Annotated in this window: 17 protein-coding genes; 8 read left to right on the top strand and 9 right to left on the bottom strand. The window is 62.8% G+C overall.

Features of this window, described 5'->3' with window-relative positions; all coding sequences use genetic code 11:
• Positions 1-23: 23 nt before the first annotated feature.
• The 5 genes from ACXHGZ_RS06335 to ACXHGZ_RS06315 form a co-directional block, all read right to left on the bottom strand.
• Positions 24-908 carry a pseudouridine synthase gene (locus tag ACXHGZ_RS06335; RefSeq protein WP_084855134.1) on the bottom strand — a complete coding sequence of 295 codons (885 nt, stop codon included), beginning with the start codon at positions 906-908 and terminating at the stop codon, positions 24-26.
• Positions 909-958: 50 nt separating this feature from the next.
• Positions 959-1,267 carry a transcriptional regulator gene (locus ACXHGZ_RS06330; protein WP_084855133.1) on the bottom strand — a complete coding sequence of 103 codons (309 nt, stop codon included), beginning with the start codon at positions 1,265-1,267 and terminating at the stop codon, positions 959-961.
• A 64-nt stretch (positions 1,268-1,331) separates the two neighbouring features.
• Positions 1,332-1,763 (bottom strand): D-Ala-D-Ala carboxypeptidase family metallohydrolase, encoded by a 432-nt coding sequence (locus tag ACXHGZ_RS06325; RefSeq protein WP_480462920.1) that lies wholly within the window; start codon positions 1,761-1,763, stop codon positions 1,332-1,334.
• 89 nt (positions 1,764-1,852) lie between these two features.
• Positions 1,853-2,089, bottom strand: a complete 237-nt coding sequence (locus tag ACXHGZ_RS06320; protein WP_084855131.1) for a glutaredoxin family protein — start codon at positions 2,087-2,089, stop codon at positions 1,853-1,855.
• 72 nt (positions 2,090-2,161) lie between these two features.
• Positions 2,162-3,370: an ammonium transporter gene (locus ACXHGZ_RS06315; RefSeq protein WP_480462918.1), complete on the bottom strand. Its 1,209-nt coding sequence runs from the start codon at positions 3,368-3,370 to the stop codon at positions 2,162-2,164.
• Positions 3,371-3,668: 298 nt separating this feature from the next.
• Between ACXHGZ_RS06315 and ACXHGZ_RS06310 the strand changes: the two genes are divergently transcribed.
• From ACXHGZ_RS06310 to ACXHGZ_RS06285, 6 genes are all read left to right on the top strand, one after another.
• The gene (locus tag ACXHGZ_RS06310; protein WP_084855129.1) at positions 3,669-3,983 is read left to right on the top strand and encodes an ElaB/YgaM/YqjD family protein; all 315 of its coding nucleotides are present in this window, start codon (positions 3,669-3,671) and stop codon (positions 3,981-3,983) included.
• A gap of 9 nt (positions 3,984-3,992) precedes the next feature.
• Complete coding sequence (locus tag ACXHGZ_RS06305) at positions 3,993-4,367, top strand: phage holin family protein (RefSeq protein WP_084855128.1); 375 nt, start codon at positions 3,993-3,995, stop codon at positions 4,365-4,367.
• The gene (locus tag ACXHGZ_RS06300; protein WP_480462916.1) at positions 4,364-4,693 is read left to right on the top strand and encodes a hypothetical protein; all 330 of its coding nucleotides are present in this window, start codon (positions 4,364-4,366) and stop codon (positions 4,691-4,693) included. Before ACXHGZ_RS06305 ends, ACXHGZ_RS06300 begins: the two co-directional genes overlap by 4 nt.
• A 74-nt stretch (positions 4,694-4,767) precedes the next feature.
• The gene (locus tag ACXHGZ_RS06295; RefSeq protein WP_480462915.1) at positions 4,768-6,099 is read left to right on the top strand and encodes a deoxyguanosinetriphosphate triphosphohydrolase; all 1,332 of its coding nucleotides are present in this window, start codon (positions 4,768-4,770) and stop codon (positions 6,097-6,099) included.
• A gap of 270 nt (positions 6,100-6,369) precedes the next feature.
• A complete protein-coding gene (locus tag ACXHGZ_RS06290; protein ID WP_480462914.1) occupies positions 6,370-6,990 on the top strand; it encodes a response regulator in 621 nt (206 codons plus the stop codon).
• Between the two features lie 8 nt (positions 6,991-6,998).
• Positions 6,999-10,610, top strand: a complete 3,612-nt coding sequence (locus ACXHGZ_RS06285) for a transporter substrate-binding domain-containing protein (protein ID WP_480462913.1) — start codon at positions 6,999-7,001, stop codon at positions 10,608-10,610.
• Positions 10,611-10,643: 33 nt separating this feature from the next.
• Here ACXHGZ_RS06285 and ACXHGZ_RS06280 read toward each other — a convergent pair whose 3' ends face one another.
• Positions 10,644-10,991, bottom strand: a complete 348-nt coding sequence (locus ACXHGZ_RS06280) for a YggL family protein (RefSeq protein WP_480462911.1) — start codon at positions 10,989-10,991, stop codon at positions 10,644-10,646.
• A gap of 186 nt (positions 10,992-11,177) precedes the next feature.
• On the opposite strand from ACXHGZ_RS06280, the gene dacB reads away from it, so the two are divergent.
• Positions 11,178-12,641 carry a D-alanyl-D-alanine carboxypeptidase/D-alanyl-D-alanine endopeptidase gene (gene dacB / locus ACXHGZ_RS06275; RefSeq protein WP_480462910.1) on the top strand — a complete coding sequence of 488 codons (1,464 nt, stop codon included), beginning with the start codon at positions 11,178-11,180 and terminating at the stop codon, positions 12,639-12,641.
• A gap of 194 nt (positions 12,642-12,835) precedes the next feature.
• On the opposite strand, the gene ACXHGZ_RS06270 is transcribed toward dacB, so the two are convergent.
• Complete coding sequence (locus ACXHGZ_RS06270) at positions 12,836-15,226, bottom strand: sensor domain-containing diguanylate cyclase (protein WP_480462909.1); 2,391 nt, start codon at positions 15,224-15,226, stop codon at positions 12,836-12,838.
• 94 nt (positions 15,227-15,320) lie between these two features.
• On the bottom strand, positions 15,321-17,513 hold the full coding sequence (gene rlmKL / locus ACXHGZ_RS06265; protein WP_480462908.1) for a bifunctional 23S rRNA (guanine(2069)-N(7))-methyltransferase RlmK/23S rRNA (guanine(2445)-N(2))-methyltransferase RlmL: 2,193 nt from the start codon (positions 17,511-17,513) through the stop codon (positions 15,321-15,323).
• 551 nt (positions 17,514-18,064) lie between these two features.
• Between rlmKL and rmf the strand changes: the two genes are divergently transcribed.
• Positions 18,065-18,280 carry a ribosome modulation factor gene (gene rmf, locus ACXHGZ_RS06260; protein ID WP_080642046.1) on the top strand — a complete coding sequence of 72 codons (216 nt, stop codon included), beginning with the start codon at positions 18,065-18,067 and terminating at the stop codon, positions 18,278-18,280.
• A gap of 99 nt (positions 18,281-18,379) precedes the next feature.
• Here rmf and ACXHGZ_RS06255 read toward each other — a convergent pair whose 3' ends face one another.
• Positions 18,380-19,405, bottom strand: coding sequence for a quinone-dependent dihydroorotate dehydrogenase (locus tag ACXHGZ_RS06255; RefSeq protein ID WP_480462905.1), 1,026 nt, complete (start codon positions 19,403-19,405; stop codon positions 18,380-18,382).
• Positions 19,406-19,504 lie beyond the last annotated feature (99 nt).

Here is a 19,504-nt window from a genome sequence, read left to right as displayed (position 1 = left end):
CCAGCCTCACACCAAGCCGTCAATTACCAATCAAGTGCCAACCGGCTCTCGAAATAACGCGCCTGCCCGGTCAAGGGGTCTTCGAACCGCAAGCTCTGCGCCAACAGTTTCAAGGGCCTCTGGTAGTCGTCCTCTTCGTTGGTCAGCTGCGGATAGAACGGGTCGTTGCAGATAGCTGCGCCCAGCGCCGCCATGTGCACCCGCAACTGGTGCGTCTTACCGGTCACCGGCGACAGGCCATACCGCCATAATTCGCCGTTCTTCTCCAGCACCTCGGCCAGGGTTTCGCTGTTCGCCACGCCTTCCACTTCGTGCATGCGAAAGAAGGGCTCGCCATGCACCAGACGGCTGCGGTGCACCAACGGGAACTCTCGCCCAGGCAGCGCTGCCGCGATCGCCTGGTAGCGTTTGTCGATGCGCCGCTCGGGAAACAGCCGCTGGTAGGCCCCGCGACTTTGCGGGTTCGCCGAGAACAGCACCAGCCCTGCGGTGTGGCGGTCGATTCGATGCAATGGCACCAGGTGTGGGTTGTCCAGACGGCGGATCAGGCGGCGCAGCAAGGTCTGCTCGACATACTCCCCGGTGGGCGTGACGGGCAGGAAATGCGGCTTGTCCGCCACCACCAGGTGTTCATCGACGTGCAGAATCGCCTCTTGCACGGGGATCGGCTTTTCATTGGGCACTTCGCGAAAGTAATGCAGGCGCATGCCCTGGCGATAGGGCAGGTCCGCCGGGATTGCCCGCCCCTCGGCGTCCAGTACCCGCCCACGGGTAAAACGGTCGAGCCACTGCTCGCGGCCGATACCCTTGAAGTGATCGCTCAGGCAATCGAGCACGGTCGTCCAACGGCCAGGGGGCAGGCATACGGTACTGGCTTGCTGGCGGGCGGGGTCGAAAGGTGCGGTCATGGCAAGGCTCGGGCATTCAAAGGCGGGCATTATCCGTCATGCCCGCTGGCTCAACCAGCCTGGCCGGTCAACTCACTGCGCTCCTTCAACCAGCGCAACACCTGCACGGCCTCCCAACGACCTGGATCGAACAGGGCATAGACCAGCCCTTGGTACCCCACCACATCCAGGGGGCGGTGGTAGCCGGCGCGCTGGAACAGCGCCTCGATTTCGGCAAAGCAGGTGTTGAAATGGACCTTGCCGAAGGGTGTCCGGTCGTCGGTCACCAGGCCTTCGAGCCGCAGCTCCAGCACGGCTTCGCACACGCGCTCCGGCGGCATGCGATTGACGCTGTACTTCAATTGCTCGACATTGAGCATGTGGCATCCCTGATACTGTATTTATATACAGCATACGGATGCAACAGCGCCTGCGTCAATCGTGTCAATGCAACCCCTGGAGGTAACCGCCGCCACGGCGAACGGTCAGCACCTCCCGTCGCGGCGTCTGTACCGCCACGGCAAGGTGGACCCAGCTGTCATACTCCAGGATCAATTGGTCGAACATCAGGTCGCTGTCGAGGATGCGCTGAACCACTTCCCGAGGCTCGATTTCCACCACATTGAAATCGGCAGCCAGCCCGGAAAGGTGGGCACTGTTGCGAGCGCCGCCCACCCGCTGATTGACGGCCGGGCTGCGAAACCCACTGCTGATGAGAATAGGGGCATGACACAACTCACGCACCCCCTCCAATGCCTGGCACAGCAGGTCAAGATTGGCCAAGGCCTGCGGGCCCGGTTCGTTGTTCAGGCCTTCACGCGCGGCGACTTGCGAAACGGTCATTTCTGCGAGGGTGAAATGGGGGGTAATGAACATCACGGTACTCCAGGGTTTGGATCGGACCCGAATTTTCGATCCACGCCCTGTCGGATGCAGGATGGAGATGACTCCTGCCCGAGCACTGCTCACCCCAAGAACGCCACCACCTGCTCGGCATCGAACGGCCAACCCAGTTCAGCCCCCGTGTCGCAACGGCGCAACACCGGGATGCTCAACCCATAGCGCTCGAACAAGGCCTCACTGTCGGCGATATCGACCAGTTCGACCAGCAGACCGTGCTCGACAAAAGGCATCAGCACGGCCTCGGCGACTTCGCACAAATGGCACCCAACGGTGCCGAACAGTTGGCATTCAGGCAGCATGGCCAGGCCCCAGGTCTGTGGAGAAGGAGTCTTATTCTAGGTCCATCCCCTGCCGCGCGCACCTGTGGTGGATCAGTCCTGGCTGGTCGCCCCGATACGATGCAGCGACAGGTCAGCGCCCTGGAACTCCTGCTCATGACTCAGGCGCAGCCCATGCACCGCCTTGATCAGGCCATACACGGCAAAACCGCCGGTCAACGCCACCAGCACGCCCGCCAGGCTGCCAAGCACTTGGCTGGCCAAGCTGACACCCCCCATTCCGCCCAGCAGGGTCTGCCCGAACAGGCCGCAGGCAATGCCGCCCCAGACACCACACAACCCGTGCAGTGGCCACACGCCCAGCACATCATCGATCTTCCAGCGGTTCTGCGCAGCGGTGAAGCACCAGACGAACATCGCACCCGCCACCAGGCCGGTTGCCAGGGCGCCGATCGGGTGCATGAGATCGGAGCCGGCACAAATGGCCACCAGCCCGGCCAGCGGCCCGTTGTGCAGGAAACCTGGGTCGTTGCGCCCGGCCAGCAAGGCGGCCAGCGTACCGCCGACCATGGCCATCAACGAGTTGATCGCCACCAGGCCACTGACGCCCTGCAAGGTCTGGGCGCTCATGACATTGAAGCCGAACCAGCCGATGATGAGAATCCACGAACCCAACGCCAGGAACGGAATGCTCGACGGCGCGAAGGCCACCAGCCGACCCTCACGATAGCGCCCACGGCGCGAGCCCAGCAGCAATACCGCCGCCAGTGCCAGCCACCCCCCCATGGCATGCACTACCACCGAACCTGCGAAATCATGGAACGGAGCGCCAAAACGGGCCTGCAACCAGGCTTGCACGCCGAAGTTGCCATTCCATACCAAGCCTTCGAAGAAGGGGTAGACCAACGCCACGATCAAGGCCGTGGCGCACAGCTGCGGCACGAAACGGGCGCGCTCGGCAATGCCACCGGAAATGATCGCCGGGATCGCCGCGGCAAAGGTCAGCAGGAAGAAGCACTTGACCAGGGCATAGCCATGGTCGCTGGCGAGTTCGCTGGCCGGCTGGACGAAGTTGACACCATAGGCCACCCAGTAGCCGACGAAGAAGTACACCAGGGCCGAGATAGCGAAATCACTGAGGATCTTCGACAAGGCGTTGACCTGGTTCTTGTGCCGCACGGTACCCACCTCGAGGAAGGCGAAACCGGCGTGCATGGCCAGCACCAGGATGGCGCCCATGAGGATGAACAAGGTATTGGAGCCATGAACGAGAGAGTCCATCGCGCTGTGCATGTTTTCCATGAGTAGGCAGACCTGAAAAAAGCACCAGGACAGTTCAAGAGCCCGCATCCGTGCACCGATTCGGTGCCAGGCCTCTGCCCTGTTTCGGTGATGGGGCGGGGCCTGCGTGGTTTTTTCTTGGGTTTGTCGTGGATTGGGTTAAGGTTTATCGGTATCGGCCAGCCAGGTGCACGTATTCGGCGCGCAACCTGATGGTCATGCCCCTGCTGATAGCAAGGGCCATACCAGCAACCGCACTGAACCTTCCGCTTCGCCCATCACTCGAAATAGCCACACACATTTCACAGGGAGAGATCGCATGGCCAATAAATCGGCAAAGACTGCTCAAGAGCTATTGATGGCTGACTTCCAGGCCTTGGTGCGCGACACCGAGAAATTGCTCGCCGACACCGCCAACCTTGCCGGCGACCAGGCCGATGCCCTTCGCGAACAGCTGCACGAACGCCTGACCCAGGCCCGCGAGACCCTGCAACTGACCCAGGATTCGGTCCGCGAACGCGGTCAGGCGGCACTTGGCACCGCCGAACAATACGTCCAGGAAAACCCCTGGCAAGCCATTGGCATTGCCGCCGGCGTCGGCCTGCTCATCGGCCTGCTGGCCAATCGACGTTAAGGAGCGCCCATGGACACCGACGCCCCCGGCGCCAGCGCTTCCGGCAAGCGCCTCGGCGCGGCCCTGCTCGGCCTGTTGCACAGCCATATCGAACTGTTCGGCATCGAACTGCAGGAACAGAAAGCCCGCACCCTCAGCCTCCTGCTGTTCGCAGGCCTCGCCCTGGTATTCGGGCTCCTGTTGCTGACCGCATTGTCCGGCCTGCTCCTGGTGCTGTTGTGGGACAGCTATCGCCTGGCCGGGATCGTCGGGCTGTGCGTGTTCTACGGCATCGCCGCGCTGTATTGCGGGTTGCGTCTGAAGGCGGCCGTGTTCGATGAGTCTTCGCCTTTCAGCGCCACGCTCGAGGAACTTGCCAAGGACAGGGAGCGCCTGTTGCCATGAGCCTGCCCGAACTGCCCAATACCCGGAACCCCAGGGAACTGCGCAAGGCGCTGCTGCGCCTGCGCCTGGAAATGCACCGCCAGGAAATCCGCCACGAATCGGCGCAACTGCTCGAGCCCGTCCGCCGCCTGCGTGGCGTAGGCGATTCGCTGCACGGCGGCCTGGGCATCAAGCACGCACCCTTGTGGGGCCTGGGCGCAGTGGTCGCCCTGGGCTTTATCACAGGCAAAGGTGTGCGCAGCGGCAACCTCAGCCGCCTGTTGCGCCTGGGCACCAGCCTGGTCCCCCTGGTACGCCTGTTCCTGCGCAGCGGCCAACGTCCCTGAACCTCGTGCCCGCCGCTTGCGCGGGCGCGCTCGACACGGGAAGCTATGGCGTCCACCTGACGGGAGATAGAGCCTTGGACTGGCATACCCTGCTGACCCGCGAACGCCTGGGCAAAGCCCTGTACAGCCCCGAGGAGCTGGGGCGCAGCCCCTTCCACAAGGACCATGATCGCATCATCTTCTCCGGCGCCTTCCGCCGCCTGGGGCGCAAGACCCAGGTGCACCCGGTCTCCAGCAACGACCATATCCATACCCGTCTGACCCACTCTCTGGAAGTCAGTTGTGTCGGTCGTTCGCTGGGCATGCGCGTGGGCGAGACGCTACGCGACAACCTGCCCGCCTGGTGCGAGCCCAGCGACCTGGGCATGATCATCCAGTCTGCCTGCCTGGCCCATGACATCGGCAACCCACCGTTCGGGCATTCCGGCGAAGACGCCATCCGCCATTGGTTTCAACAGGCCGCCGGGCGCGGCTGGCTGGACGACATGAGCGACGACCAGCGGGCCGACTTCCTCAATTTCGAAGGCAACGCCCAGGGTTTTCGGGTCCTCACCCAACTGGAATACCACCAGTTCGACGGCGGCACCCGATTGACCTACGCCACCCTGGGCACCTATTTGAAATACCCTTGGAGTGCCCGTCACGCCGATGCCCTGGGCTACAAGAAGCACAAGTTCGGCTGCTACCAGAGCGAACTGGCGCTGCTCGAGCAAATTGCTCGCAAGCTTGGCCTGCCACAGCTCGAGCAGCAACGTTGGGCCAGGCATCCATTGGTGTACCTGATGGAGGCGGCCGACGATATCTGCTACGCGTTGATCGACCTTGAAGATGGCCTGGAGATGGAGTTGCTGCAATACGCAGAAGTGGAGGCCTTGTTGCTCGACCTGGTGGGCGACGACCTTCCCGAGACCTATCGTCAGCTGGGGCCGGCGGATTCGAAGCGACGCAAACTGGCGATCCTGCGCGGCAAGGCCATCGAACACCTGACCAACGCCGCCGCCCAGGCCTTCGTCGAGCAGCAGCGCGCCTTGCTCGCCGGCCACCTGGCCGGTGACCTGGTCGAGCACATGCATGGCCCGGCCAAGCGCTGCGTCCTGCAGGCCAAGGACATGGCGCGTAAGAAAATCTTCCAGGACAAGCGCAAGACGTTGCATGAAATAGGCGCCTACACCACCCTTGAGATCCTCCTGAACGCGTTTTGCGGCGCTGCGCTGGAACAGCATGGCGGGCGCACGCCTTCGTTCAAGAGCCGCCGTGTCCTGGACCTGATCGGCAACCATGCACCTGACCCCCATGGCTCGCTACACAATGCATTCCTGCGCATGATCGATTTCATCGCCGGCATGACCGATAGTTATGCCAGCGAAATGGCCAGTGAAATGACTGGACGCTCCAGCCCGACATAAGGGCAGGAGCTGCCCAGATCCGATGGGCTTTGATGAAGGAAACATCTTAATAACCAACCCTTCAATTAAACATCTCTTTATATTTCTAAATAAAAAGTAACCAAATTCACCCCCTGCCGCCGCCCTCGTACACGGGCGGCGTAGCGCGGATAGTTTTTTACTGTAAGCCTTTTCCCATATCATAATTACAGCCCTTCACCGCATATTCCTCATCTACCAACTGCGCTAAGGTAGATGTTGTTTTCCGACACCTACGCATGGAAGTTGAATATGCACTCTGTATATATCGTCGATGATCACCCCGTTATCCGTCTGGCTGTTCGCATGCTGCTGGAAAATCAGGATTACAAGATTGTCGGCGAGTCGGACAATGGCGTGGACGCCATGCAAATGATCCGCGAAACACGCCCCGACCTGGTAATCCTCGACATTGCCATTCCGAAGCTGGACGGCCTGGAAGTGCTTTCCCGCTTCCAAAGCATGGCACTCCCCTTGAAGGTTCTGGTTCTGACCGCCCAGTCACCTGCGCTTTTCGCTGTCCGCTGCATGCAGTCCGGCGCCGCAGGGTATGTCGGAAAGCAAGAAGACCCGAGTGAATTGCTAAGTGCAATCAAAGCAGTACTGTCGGGTTATAACTACTTTCCGAGCCAAGCCGTTAATGGCAGCCTCTCCGACGCCAACTCCGAAATACGACTTTTCCGACAGGTCAATGACAGAGAACTGATGGTGTTGCAATTATTCGCGCAAGGCAGAAGCAACAAGGATATCGCCAAGGGCATGTTTCTCAGCAACAAGACCGTCAGCACCTATAAAAAACGGCTCATGCAAAAACTTCAGGTTCAAACATTGGTCGACCTGATCGATGTCGCCAAGCGCAACGCCTTGGTTTGAGGTGCGACATGGGGCGGTACCTGGCCATTTATCTTGCCTTGGCGCTGATGTGCAGCTCGGTCCTCGCTGAACCGGCAACACCCAAGGCACTGAACCTGCTTACGCGCTCGAACCTCAAGCCGATGCCGCCCGTGCTGAGCGAAGCACAACGCCAATGGCTTGCAAACAAGCAGGTATTGGTCGTCGGGACATCTTTTCCGGACTATCCGCCGTTCGATATCACCACCGGGGGGCGAGACTACCAGGGGCTCACTGCCGAATATGCAGGATTGATCGGCAGCGCCTTGGGGCTGCAGGTACAGGTGCTGGGTTTCGACAGTCGCCAAGCCGCGATCGACGCACTCACCCGAGGCCAGATCGACCTGCTCGGCAGCGCCAACGGTTACGAGGCCAATGCCGGGCTTGCCCTTTCACGGCCCTACGCCGTCGACCAACCGGTCCTGGTGACCCGCGAACAGGAAGGTCGCGTGCTGGATGACCAGCTCGAGGGCCTACGCCTGAGCATGCTCTACCACTACCTGTCGCCAAAGACCGTATTGCAAACCTACCCAAAGGCCGAACTGCTCGCCTTCCAATCCTCGACCCTGGCGCTCAATGCCGTCGCCTTCGGCCAGGCCGACGTATTCATCGGCGATACCATTTCCACCCATTACCAGCTCAACCGTGGTCACATGCCCCCTCTGCGCATGGCCAGTTTCGGCAAGCACGAGCCCATTGGCTTCAGCTTCGCCCTGCGTCGCCAGGATACCCAGCTCAAGGCATTAGTCGACGCAGCCCTCGACACCCAGACCAACGCCATGAAGGCCAGCATCTTCAAACGCTGGGGGGCCGGCAGCGACCTGCTTTTGAGCGACCGCAAGCTGCAGCTTTCGCCAAGCGAGGAACAGTGGCTGCGGGAGCATCCGGTCATGCGCGTGGCCATCAACGAAACGGCCGCCCCCATATCCTATTTCGACAGCAACGGCCATTTTCGAGGCATTGCCGCCGACTTGCTCGAACTCGTCCGCCTGCGCACGGGCCTGCGCTTCGAAATCGAACGGGCCAGCGGCATTCGAGACATGCTGGCCCGGCTCAAGGATGGCCGAGCCGATGTCATCGCGGCCATTTCCAGCGATGAAAAACATGACCTTGCCCTGCATATCAGCCGCCCCTACCTGGAAAGCGCCTATGTATTGGTCACGCGTGCAGGCAGTGATCAGGCGTCATCGCTCGAACAACTGCAGAATCGCCAGGTCGCGATCATGCGTGACAGCACCATCGCCGAACTGCTCTCGGCACACTATCCGCAGATCGGCAGGATCGAGACCGACAGCCCCTTCTTTTCCATGGCACTGCTCGGCAGCGGCGAGGTGGATGCAGCCATTACCACATTGATCGATGCCAACCACGCACTGGCCGACAACCCGGACCTGGTGATCCGCAGCACGATCGGCAGCGAGCCGGCAACCTTTGCGATGGCCACCAACAGCCAACCCCAAGCGCTCGCCTCGATACTCGACAAGGCCCTGCAGAGCATCTCGCCGGAAGAGCTGGGTGTGATCGACAACCGCTGGCGGGGCTATCGGTTGCATGACGACGCGCCCTGGCGCGAATTTCGGCGCGAAGCCCTGCAGTTCTTGCTGGCCATAGGCTTGCTGTTGCTGCTGGCCTTGCTCTGGAATGCGCACCTGCGTCGACAGATCAAACACCGCCAACGCGTGGAACGAGCGCTCAACGACCAGCTGGCGTTCATGCGCGCCCTGCTCAACGGCACGCCCCATCCCATGTATGTACGTGACCGCGAAGGGCGCTTGCAAAGCTGTAACGACAGCTACCTGGAAGCTATCGAAGCACAGGCCGAGGACCTGATCGGCAAGCGCCTGGATGAGAGCCTGGGCAACGAACGTGAATATACCCAGCAGATAGAAACCGACTATCAGCAGGTGATGGCTGCCGGCACGCCCCTGATACTCGATCGTGCCTTGCACATAGGGGGGCGCCACCTGACGCTCTATCACTGGATCCTGCCTTATCGTGATTCACTGGGCGAAGTCCAGGGCATCATTGGCGGCTGGATCGATATCAGCGAGCGCCGCGAGCTGGTTCAGGAACTGCGCCTGGCCAAGCAGCAAGCCGATGACGCGAACCGTGCCAAAAGCACCTTTCTGGCGACCATCAGCCATGAAATCCGAACGCCCATGAATGCAGTCATCGGCATGCTGGAGCTGGCCGTGCGACGCGCCGACAAAGGGCAGCTGGACCGACCGGCACTGGAGGTCGCCTATCATTCGGCCAAGGACCTGTTGGGGCTGATCGGAGATATCCTGGATTTCGTTCGTATCGAATCCGGGCATCTCTACCTCGCGCCCGAGCCAGTCGACCCAAGCGCACTGGTGGAGTCGGTGGCCCGGGTATTCGACGGCCTGGCACGACAGAAGGGCCTCGCCTTGCAAGTGGTGATCGCACCGGATGCCCGCTGTCATGCCCTGCTCGACCCATTACGCTTCAAGCAGGTCGTCTCCAACCTGGTGAGCAATGCCATCAAGTTCACCGAAGATGGCCAGGTGTGCGTCGGCCTCGCCCTCGACGACAAATCGGGTACACCTGTCTTGGAGCTGCAGGTGCGTGATACCGGTATCGGCATCCATGAAGATGACCTGCAGCAATTGTTCAACCCGTTCGTTCAGGCCAACCCTCACAGCGAAGGCGCCCGGGCGGGTACTGGCCTGGGCCTTGCGATCAGCCAGAGCTTGTGCGAAATGATGGGAGGCGACCTGACGATCAAGAGCCTTCCGGGTGTGGGGACCCAGGTCCGCTTGGTCATGCCGCTGCAATGTGTCGCGCCCCCAATGGAAGCTGCGCCGCTGATACCTGAGGTCGAGGCGCCGGTGGCACGCCTGAAAGCGCTGGTGATCGACGATCACCCGGCCAACCTGTTGCTGATGGAGCAACAATTGAGTTTCCTGGGGCTACGCCTGAACAGTGCTCGCGATGGCCATGAAGGCTTGGAAAAATGGCGCACGGGCGGTTTCGACCTGGTGATTCTGGACTGCAACATGCCACGCATGAGCGGCTACCAGGTAGCCGAAGCGATCCGAGCGCACGAGCACCAGCTCGGCTGGCCACGTTGCGTGATCCTTGGCTATACCGCCAATGCCCAGCCTGAGGTACGTCAGAAATGCCTGGATGTCGGCATGGACGATTGTCTGCTCAAGCCCATCAGCTTGCACATGTTGAACCAACGCCTCGCTGCCATCGCCCCCACCCGCCCGGGTAAGCAGGCAAACCCGCGCCCCAAACCTTTCGAACCCGCAGGCCTGACCGCCATCGCCGGAGAGAACCCCGCCAACCATGAACGGCTGCTCAAAGCGCTGCAGCTAAGCCTGCAACAGGACCTGACTACATTGATGGCCATCGACCCAGGCCTTGATCCACAGAAGCTCACCACCCAGGCGCACCATATCCTTAGCGTGGCGAGGATGCTCGACGCGAGGGCACTGGTAAAGGCTTGTGAGGCGCTGGAGTGCCAGTCATTGGCATTGCCGCAACGCAAGCTGCGAAGGCAGGCCTTGGCACGGCACATGCGCCGTGTCGAGAACGCCCTGGCCAGGCATCTGCAGGATCTGGCCAGGGCTCGCTGAAGCGGCGCGCCGAACGGCGGCCGCACAGGTGGATCAGGAAGCCGGGGTATTGATCGGCTTGTCCGGATACCAGGCGTCCAGCAGCGGGCTGAGTTCGATCTTGGTCAGTTCGCTACGACCCTTGAGCCAGGCTTCGACAATAGTGCGCTGCTCTTCGCTGACCGAGCCACGCTTGGCCAAGCAGACCAGGCCGAAATCATCGCCGCCAACATAATCCAGGCCGTTGGCATCCATGGCTTCGGCGAGGAAGGCATCGAGGAAGGCATCGATGGCTTCGTCGGACAGGTCTTCCTTGAATTCCAGGTTCAGTTCGAAACCCAGCTCCTGGAATTCGTCCACGCAGAGCTTCTTGCGCAGGCGACGGGAACGGTTGGTGGCCATGAAACAATCCTCTTGAGTATTAACGCGCGGCACTTTACCAGTTTCCGCGCCAAAGCGGCGCTTTTCCGTCGAACATGACCCATGGTCGGTGCGCTTGGGGCATAATGCGCACAGTATTTTGTCGTGGGGCCATCATCTATACAGCCCCGTTGTCATTTTCCCTCGTCCGCAGGGTTGAAACCGCACATGATCAAAACGCTTCGCCCCCTGATTCTCGCCGGCCTGTTCCTGCCGTTCGCCATGACCAGCCAGGCCGCCACGGTCAATACCACCCTCTCGCCCAAGGTGCAGCAGGCGCTGAAGGCCAACAAGCTGCAGGATTCGGCGCTGTCCCTGGTGATGCTGCCTCTGGACGGCCCAGGCACGCCGACCGTGTTCAACGCCGATGTCTCGGTCAACCCTGCCTCGACCATGAAACTGGTCACCACCTACGCGGCGCTGGAGCTGCTCGGCCCGACCTTCCAGTGGAAAACCGAGTTCTACACCGACGGCACCCTGAGCAACGGTGTACTCAACGGCAACCTGTATCTCAAAGGTGGCGGCGACCCGAAGCTGAACATGGAGAAACTCTGGTTGCTGATGCGCGACCTGCGTGCCAACGGCGTGCGTACCATTACCGGCGACCTGGTGCTGGACCGCAGCCATTTCCTCCAGCCCAACCTGCCACAGTTCAATGACGACGGCGGCGACATGAACAAGCCGTTCCTGGTACGCCCTGATTCGCTGCTGGTCAACCTCAAGGCCCTGCGCTTCGTGGCCCGTAACGACGGCGGCAAGGTGACGGTGGCCGTCGAGCCGCCATTGGCCAACATCCGTATCGACAACCAGGTCAAGGCCGTGGCGTCCAAGCGTTGCACGGGCGATGTGCGCTACAACCCGGTGCCCCAGGCCGACGGTGTCAACGTGGTGGTCAGTGGCCAGCTTGGTGATGGCTGCAACTCCCAGACCTACCTGTCGCTACTCGACCATCCGACCTATGCCGCTGGCGCCGTACGTGCGATCTGGAACGAGCTGGGTGGCAGTATCCAGGGCCGCGACCGGATCGAGAACGTGCCCAAGAGCGCACGCCTGCTGGCCCGAGCGTTCTCGCCGGACCTGGTGGAAGTGATCCGCGATATCAACAAGTACAGCAACAACACCATGGCCCAGCAGCTGTTCCTGAGCCTGGGGGCACAGTTCCGCACCGATGCCGACGGGGATGACGCACGTGCCGCCCAGCGTGTGGTGCGCCAGTGGCTGGCGAAGAAAGGCATCACCGCCCCGCACCTGGTCATGGAGAACGGCTCCGGGCTGTCCCGTGCCGAGCGGGTGAGCACCCGTGAAATGGCGGCGCTGTTGCAGGCGGCCTGGAAGAGCCCTTATGCAGCAGAATTCATAAGCTCCATGCCCCTGGTGGGCATGGACGGGACCATGCGCAAGCGGCTCAAGCGCACCGCGCTCAGTGGCGAGGGCCATATCAAGACCGGGACGCTCAATACGGTCCGGGCAATCGCCGGCTTCAGCCGGGACAGCAATGGGCATACCTGGGCCGTGGCGGCGATCTTGAACGACCCCAAGCCGTGGGGCGCGTCCCAGGTTCTGGACCAAGTGTTGCTGGACCTTTATCGCCAGCCCAAGGTGGGTGCTGGGACCGTGGGCGTCGTGCCTTGATGGTCCGGAGTGGTCCTTCAGCATCTGCGGCTGAATGATCGATGGCGATAGGTGCGTGCTGTCCGGCTGGCAATCCTGGCCCTATCGCCGGCAAGCCGGCTCCCACAAAGACCAGTAGCGCCCCGGGTCTTTGTGTGGGAGCCGGCTTGCCGGCGATGGGCTGCAAAGCAGCCCCGCTACCTGTTCCATATCCTTCAGGTCAATTCTGACTCCACCCGATCCCGCCCCGCCTGCTTGGCCGCATAAACCCCGGCATCTGCTCGCAGCAACAGCGCATCCGCGCCCTCACCCGCCCGCCATCCCGCCACCCCGAAACTCGCCGTCACCCGCCCGACCCCCTCGACCGCCACAGTCCGCACCCCCTGCCACAACTCCAGCGCCAGCAACCGCGCCTGCTCGGCATTGCTGCCCGGGCACAACACCATGAATTCCTCGCCGCCCAGGCGACAGAACACATCCGTGCGACGCAGCCGATTGCCAATCCGCTGGCACAGGCTGCGCAGCACATGGTCCCCGACCGCATGCCCATACTGGTCGTTGATGCGCTTGAAATGATCGATGTCCAGCATGATCACTGCCAGGTCCAGGCCATCACGCTGGGCCCGCTCGAGCTCATGCTTGAGCCGCTCCTGGAAGTAACGACGGTTGTGGATGCCTGTCAGCGAATCGGTGACCGACAGGGCGCGTAGCTCCTCCTCCACCCGCTTGAGGTCGGAAATATCCGTCAAATACCCATGCCAGACCGTGCAGCCGGCATCGTCGACTTCCGGCGTCGCCTCCCCGCGGACCCAACGCAGGCCCGCCTTGGGCAGCACGACCCGGTATTCCTCACGCCAGGGCGCCAGGTGCTCGGCGGAATACCGCACCGACCTGCGCACACGTTCCAGGTCGTCCGGGTGGATGCGCTCGTACACCGCCGAGGCGTCTTCACGCAGCACCTGCAGGTCGATCTCGTAGATGTCGCGCAGCCCTTGGCTCGCGTAGGAAAAGCACGAATGCCCGTCGGCGTCCTGCCGATACTGGTAGATACCGCCCGGCACTTCGGCACTGAGCTTTTCCAGGAGCCGGTCACGTGCCGCCAGGGCCTCATGGACCCGTCGCCGCTCGGTGACATCGATACAGATCGCCAGGTACCCCACCCACAGGCCCTGCTCGTCGAGCACGGCCGTCACCAGCATGTTCGCCAGCAGGTGGCTGCCATCCTTGCGCACCAGGGTCCATTCCCCCGGCTCGCTGCCACTCTCCTGTACCGTCTCGGCGAACATCGCCTGGCCGCCGCCGAAATCACGTCCGTAGCGCACGCTCAAGGCATGAGCGCGCTGGGTCAGCTCCTCGGGCGGAACCAGGTCCTCCAGGCGCAACCGGCCGACCGCCTCGCTGGCCGAATAGCCCAGCATGCGTTCGGCACCGGCATTGAAGGTGCTGACCACGCCCCTGAGGCTGGTGGCGATGATCGCCACCTGGGTGGCGGCATCCAGCACGCTGCGCAGCTGGTTATGGGTGTCGCGCAGGGATTGCTCGCTGACGCGCAGCTCAGCGGTGCGTTGCTCCACCAGGCTCAGAGCGCGCTGGCGCTGGCTGAACAGGCTGTAGAGCAAGGTGCTGAGCAACAGGCTCAACAAGCCGCCCAGCAAACCGATGGCCACCGAGGCGGAGGAGCGGTTGGCCTGGAGGAAGGCCAGACTGGGGCGGATGTCGAGCTGGTAATGATGGTCTGCCAAGTGCAGCAGGTGGCTGCTGGCCAGGGACACCGGGGCGATAGGGTTCTGTGAGTCGAACAGCACCTCCGGGCCCTTGTCCCCGGAATTATCGGTGATGCGCACCACCAGGTTGTCCTCCTCCGACGGCGGCAGGCCTTCGGCAATCAGACGTCGCATGCTCAGCAGCGCCATCACATAGCCCGTCGGCAGACCGGCGACCACGCCGTCGGCGAACACCGGCGCGACCATCAGCACGCCGCGCGCATAGGCCGGCTCGACATTGATCATGTCCAGCGGCGCCGAAACCGCCATGCCGCCCGGCGACTGGGCGCGGATCAACGTAGCCTCGCGCAGGGGCTGGCCGCGCAGGTCGAGGCCATAGGGCTGTCCCTGCAGCGAGGCGGCCTGGGTATAGAGCACCGGGTAGTAGTAGTCGCGCTCGGCGGCTGGCTGCCAACCGCCCTGCGCGCCTTGGTCGCGAATCTGGTAGTCCTGGCCCAGCCACACCCTGGCCCGGCGCTCGAAGTCGCCTCGCTGGCCGGCATCGACCCGCGGCGCCCAGGAATAGGCCTGGGTGCGGTACAACAATGGCCGGGCATAGCCATCGAACTCCAACGGAGTGATCTGGGTGGAATAGCTGAAGAAGCGCCGCAGCCCGTCCAGGCGCTGCTCCTGGTCTTCGAAACGTTCGGCGATACGGCTGTAGCGCTCGTTGGCCAGCAAGTCGAAACGCTGGCGCAACTGCTGCTTATAGAATGTCTGGGCGGCGATCACCAAGGCGGCCGTGAGCAGCCCGCCGGCGACCAAGGCCGCCAGCGCCACCGCCCACGCAGGCACGGCTTCGCGAAATACGCCAAGCACCTTCGCACGCACGCCACACTTCATAGAAGGCTCTCACCACGTCAGCGTCCTGCGAATTGTCCAGCCCTTCGCTCAGTTATAGCTATTGGCCACTAGGCGCGCAACGTAGCTGGTCGGCTCAGCGGGCCTGAATGCGCCAGGCTTTGTGGATCCGGTTGTTACGGGCGAAATCCGGGTCCAGGGTCTTCGCGCTGATTTCCTCGACCGCATAACGCTCCTCCAGCCCGGCGTCGAGCTGGAACTTGCGGAAGTTGTTGGAGAAATACAGCACCCCCCCTGGCGCCAGCCGGGCCATAGCCAGGTCCAGCAGTTGCACATGGTCGCGCTGTACGTCGAACACGCCTTCCATGCGCTTGGAGTTGGAGAAGGTCGGCGGGTCGATGAAGATCAGGTCATAGCTGTCGCGGTTGCCTTCCAGCCATGCCATGACGTCGCCCTGCTCCAGGCGGTGACGGTCGGAGAAGCCATTGAGCGCCAGGTTGCGTCGCGCCCAGTCCAGGTAGGTCTTGGACAGGTCGACGCTGGTGGTGCTGCGCGCCCCGCCCTTGGCCGCATGCACGGTGGCCGTGGCGGTGTAGCAGAACAGGTTGAGGAAGCGCTTGCCGGCCGCTTCGCGCTGAATGCGCATACGCATCGGGCGATGGTCCAGGAACAGGCCGGTGTCCAGGTAGTCGGTGAGGTTGACCAGCAGCTTGACGCCGCCTTCGTTCACTTCATGGAAACGGCCTTCAGCACCCTGGCGCTCGTACTGGCGGGTTCCACTCTGGCGCTCGCGGCGCTTGAGCACCACGCGCTGCGGGTCGATGCCCAGCGCCTGGGGGATGGCCGCCAGGGCATCGAGCAGGCGCGCCTGGGCCTTGTCTGGGTCGACCGAACGCGGTGCGGCATATTCCTGCACGTGCACCCAGTCCTGGTAGAGGTCCACGGCCAGGGCATATTCGGGCATGTCGGCATCGTACAGCCGGTAGCAACCGACCTGCTCGCGACGGGCCCACTTGCCCAGTTGCTTGAGGTTCTTCTGCAGGCGGTTGGCGAACATCTGCGCGCCCTCGGACAGGCGTGCCGGCTCGCTGGCAACCGCCGCGGGGCGGCGTGGTTCGCCCGCTTCAGGCTCGGCCTGGCGGCGTTCGCCGGTCACGAACTGATCGGGCTGCACCTTGAACAGCAACAATTTGCAGGGCAGCGCGCCGTTCCAGAACGCGTACTGCTTGTGGCTGCGAATGCCCATGCGCTTGCCCAGCTCCGGCGCACCGGTGAACACCGCTGCCTCCCAACCCAGGCAAGCCTGGCGCAGGCGCTCGCCAAGGTTCTGGTAGAGGTAGAGCAGGCTCGCTTCGTCGCCCAGGCGCTCGCCATAGGGTGGGTTGCTGATCACCAGGCCTTTCTGATTCTGGTCCGGGCGCGGCTCGAAGCTGCCCACCTCGCCTTGGTAGATCTTCACCCAGTCGCCCAGGCCCGCGCGCTCGACGTTGTTGCGCCCCGGCTGGATCAGCCGAGGGTCGGCTTCGTAGCCGCGAATCCACAGCGGCGGCTTGGCCAACCCTGCCTGGGCACGGGCCTGGGCCTCGTCATGCACCTTGCGCCACAGCGCCGGCACATGGCCGAGCCAAGCCGTGAAGCCCCACCGCTCGCGCTTGAGGTTAGGTGCAATATCGGCAGCGATCATCGCCGCTTCGACCAGGAAGGTGCCCACGCCGCACATGGGGTCAGCCAGGGCGCCACCTTCGGCGGCGATACGCGGCCACCCGGCACGGATCAGCACCGCCGCCGCCAGGTTCTCCTTCAGCGGCGCAGCGCCTTGCTGCAGGCGGTAGCCACGCTGGTGCAGGCTGTGGCCGGAAAGGTCCAGGGACAGAATCGCCTCACCGCGCTCCAGGCGCAGGTGCACGCGCACGTCCGGGTCGATCTTGTCCACCGAGGGGCGCTGGCCTTCACGGTTGCGCAGCTTGTCGACAATGGCGTCCTTGACCTTCAGGGCACCGAAGTGGGTGTTGTCGATACCGGAGCCGTGGCCGCTGAACTCCACCGCCAGGGTGCCGTCGGCCATCAGGTGGTCCTGCCAGTCGACACCATGGACGCCGCCGTAGAGCTCGTCGGCGTTCTTCATGGAAAAGCGCTTGAGCACCAGCAGCACGCGGTTGGCCAGGCGCGACCACAGGCACAGGCGGTAGGCGGTTTCCATGTCGGCCGAGCCGCGGATCGCCGAGGTGTGCTCGCGCACCTCTTCAAGGCCCAGGCTGCGGGCTTCCTCGGCGAGCAGGCCTTCCAGGCCTTTGGGGCAGGTGAGATAGAGTTCGAAACGGTCCGACATGAGCAATCCAAAGCCTTGGGCTGGTTGAGTGACGGGCCGACGCATCGCCCCGCCTGAGTTTGCCCGGGCGCCCTTCCAGCAGGCGCTCGGGTGGCCTTGCCCATTGAGGGAAGGCCGGGCCACCTGATCGACGAGCCCATCGCGTCATGGCGAAAGTGGGTTAGATCATCAGGCAGTATGAAAATTTCCAGCGACGGGGCCGCCAATGTGACCCTTCGTCGCATTTCAAATTGTTACGGTCATCATCCGGCACCACTGGCCAGGTGACTGCACAGCAGCGCTAAACCCTGATCATAGCGGGCTCAACGATAAATCAAGTTGAGTCGCATTTATTTACTTATCCTTTGACCCTTGGAAAGGTTACGTCCTTATGACAAATCGATCATTCACACTGTGACTCGCTTTGGTTAGAACTGACCTCAGGTTGTCTCGCAACGAGGCAACACCTTCCGCTCGCCACGCCGGCAGCGAGCGCAAACCGGCAGAACGATTCTGCCCGGCCTCGGAGAGGCCGACGGGACATTACAGTCAACAAGTGAGGGCAACACCCTATGAGAAGACTTAAGCGTGATCCGTTGGAAAGAGCATATTCACGTGGCTACCAGTATGGGGTCACCGGCAAATCCCGCGAGCTTTGCCCCTTCAACCTGCCGTCCGTACGTCAAGCCTGGATCAATGGCTGGCGCGAAGGACGGGGTGACAACTGGGATGGCATGACCGGCACCGCTGGCATCCAGAGACTCAACGAAAATCACGCCGTTGGCTGAGACGAGGACACTGAATTCGAGTCACCATGCGCGCCCTATCCGGGCGGCGGGCTGAGGCCCAGGGGCCCCCTCGAGGGGCCCTTTTTTATGCCCGTTCCTTTATTGCCGAGGCATCGCCGCAATGGCATCCACCGCCTCGCGGATCAGCGCAGGCCCCTTGTAGATAAAGCCCGAGTACACCTGCACCAGGCTGGCACCAGCGGCAATCTTTTCCGCTGCGTGACGCCCTTCGGTGATTCCGCCCGCGGCGATGATCGGCAACCTGCCGGCCAGTTCACCGGCCAATACCTTCACCGTGTGGGTACTCTTCTCCAGCACCGGCGCACCGGACAGGCCACCGGCCTCGTCACCGAACGGCAGGCCCTGCACGCCTTCGCGGCCGAGCGTGGTGTTGGTGGCGATCACCGCATCCATGCCGGTTTCCATCAGCGCCGAGGCCACCAGCGCGGTTTCCTCGTCGGTCATGTCCGGGGCGATCTTGATGGCCAGGGGCACACGCTTGCCGTGCTCGGTGGCCAACTGCTCGCGGCGCACCGCCAGGGCCTGCAGCAATTGCTTGAGCGAATCGCCGAACTGCAAGGTGCGCAGGCCCGGGGTGTTGGGCGAGCTGACGTTGACGGTGATATAGCTGGCGTCGGCGTAGACCTTCTCCAGGCAGATCAGGTAGTCGTCCACCGCGCGCTCGACCGGCGTGTCGAAGTTCTTGCCGATGTTGATGCCCAGCACACCGTCATAACGTGCTGCGCGAACCCGCGCCAGCAGGTGATCGACGCCGAGGTTGTTGAACCCCATGCGGTTGATGATCGCCGTGGCTTCGGGCAGGCGGAACAGACGCGGCTTGGGGTTGCCCGGCTGAGGGCGCGGGGTCACGGTGCCGATCTCGACGAAGCCGAAACCCAGCTGGGCGAAACCGTCGATGGCCGCGCCGTTCTTGTCCAGGCCGGCGGCCAGGCCGACCGGGTTGGCGAAGTTCAAGCCCATGACCGTTACCGGCAACGCCGCCGGCTGCTTGCACAGCAGGCCGTTCAGACCGAGGCGGCCACCGGCGCCGATCAGGTCCAGGGACAGGTCGTGGGAGGTTTCCGGGGAAAGCTTGAACAGCAGCTGGCGGACCAGGGTATACATGGGCAGGCAAGACTCGCGGTGAGTGAGCGGGCGATTATAGCCAGCGCGCGGCCCGGGCGACAGGGGCGCTGGCACATGGGTTGCTTCGCAAGGTACAGG

It is taken from the genome of Pseudomonas shiyinii (assembly GCF_056725765.1).
This window is presented reverse-complemented; position numbering and strand designations above follow the sequence as displayed.